Genomic DNA, 1,819 nt, shown 5'->3' on the forward strand with positions numbered 1-1,819 from the left:
ACGATGACAATGTCAGTAGGCAAGGTTTCTTTATAGGAACAAGTATTTCCTTATAAAGCTAATAAAAATTATACAGTAAAAAGCCACTGTCAAACATTCTGATAGTGGCTTTTTTAATCTCTAACAAATCTAACCTTAAACAACAAAGCTATTATTTACTGCAGAATATGGATATTCATTACGTTAGTTTGCTAATTGCAAATCTAAAGAAACAATTGCTCGCTTAAAAGAAGGGTCTCACAAAAGGAGGGAAATAGAATAAAAGCTGCTTTTTTCAGAGTAAATCATAACAGTATGAGTCGGTAAAAAAGATTGTCAATAATTCGTTCTATGTGCTTACTAACGAAGCAAAACCAACAGAACCAAGAACCTATCGTAATTATTATAAAAGCTTTATGAAAGACCTTGGAATACCACACTTGAAATTTCATGGTTTGGGGCACAGCTTTGCTACACGCTGCATTGAGAGTAATTGCGACTATAAAACAGTTAGTGTATTATTGGGACACTCAAATATAAGTACGACTTTAAACTTGTATGTCCCTCCTAATACAGAAACAGAAGAAAAAAGCAATAAATCAAATTTTTAAGTCTTTGAATTAGCAAGGGTAACATCTTGCTTTTAACAAAAAAGTAAAAGATGTACTTGTTTATGACTAGTTATAACTATTTTTGATTCTTACATTAATTTTTTCAGAATAATGTTTGTTTAAACACTATGTCAATGAGTAAAACATTCAATATATATTGTGACGAAAGTTGCCATATCAAAAACGACCATAAAAGATATATGTTGTTGGGATGTGTAAGTTCTGCCTACAACCAGGTAAAACGTCATTCTCAGCGTATAACAGACTTAAAAGAGAAGCATCATTTTTACGGAGAAATAAAATGGTCAAATGTATCCAATTCACAAATCAAGTTTTACAAAGATTTGATTGATTATTTTTTCGATACTGATTTAAGGTTTAGAGCTGTAGTTGTAGATAAAACAAAGTTAAAGAATGATGAGTTTGACCAGGATTACGATGATTTTTATTATAAAATGTATTATTACCTGTTAAACCATAAAAAAAATAGCCTATACAACTACAATGTATATCTCGACATAAAAGATACTTTAAGTGCTTATAAGGTTTCAAAACTTAAAGATATCCTGAATATTAAGTTCGGGGTATTCAGAAATGTCCAGAACATCCGTTCGCATGAGAGTTTAATAATGCAGCTTTGCGATTTAATTATGGGGGCTCTTTCATATAACCTAAATGACAATAATAAAAAGGTAACGGCAAAAATGCAGTTGGTAGAGCAAATAAAAAACCACGCAAAGCAAGAATTAAATGGTACTTCAAATTATGAAGAATCCAAGTTGAACCTGTTTTTTATTGATTTGAAATAATATGCCATTTAACCTACTTAAAAAATATAACGACCTGCTTGAGTTAACAGGTTTAAGTCCGGCACAACGAAAAGATTCATTAATGGGTGTTTTTAATCGGGATATTGTAAATAATCCTTCGTTTCAATATAAAGGAAAGCCTATTCAGCCAACACCTAAAGATGGTGAAATCCCAATGAGTACATTATTTACTCACTTAACTACAGAAGTTGTGGATAAAAAAACACGGAAAAGAGAGTTTGATATACACAGGTCGATTCGTTTACATTGGGTAAAGCATCATGTGGATGAAAACAAGAAAGATAACATGCTTATTTTTTCTGTAAAAGAAACCGAAGGAAACAGAACTTATATATACGATGAAGATGAAAAGTACGTGATTGTACTGGAGCCTTTAAGAAAGATAAATGAGTATTATTT

3 protein-coding genes are annotated in these 1,819 nt (G+C 31.1%); all 3 read left to right on the forward strand.

All coding sequences use genetic code 11. The annotated features are described in order from the left end of the window. Nucleotides 1–332 precede the first annotated feature (332 nt). Nucleotides 333–590, forward strand: a complete 258-nt coding sequence (locus OM075_RS24940) for a tyrosine-type recombinase/integrase (protein ID WP_301193281.1) — start codon at nucleotides 333–335, stop codon at nucleotides 588–590. Nucleotides 591–724: 134 nt separating this feature from the next. Beyond that, nucleotides 725–1,399, forward strand: a complete 675-nt coding sequence (locus OM075_RS24945; RefSeq protein WP_301193282.1) for a DUF3800 domain-containing protein — start codon at nucleotides 725–727, stop codon at nucleotides 1,397–1,399. A 1-nt stretch (nucleotide 1,400) separates the two neighbouring features. Beyond that, nucleotides 1,401–1,819 (forward strand): hypothetical protein (locus tag OM075_RS24950; protein WP_301193283.1); only part of this gene is annotated, 419 nt, incomplete at its 3' end.

Origin of the sequence: Plebeiibacterium sediminum (assembly GCF_026013605.1) — a bacterium.
GTDB lineage: Bacteria > Bacteroidota > Bacteroidia > Bacteroidales > Marinilabiliaceae > Saccharicrinis > Saccharicrinis sediminus.

Bases quoted from the DNA above. Each gene is read 5' to 3' on its own strand.
- OM075_RS24945 (WP_301193282.1), top strand. From the start codon at position 725: ATGAGTAAAACATTCAATATATATTGTGACGAAAGTTGCCATATCAAA.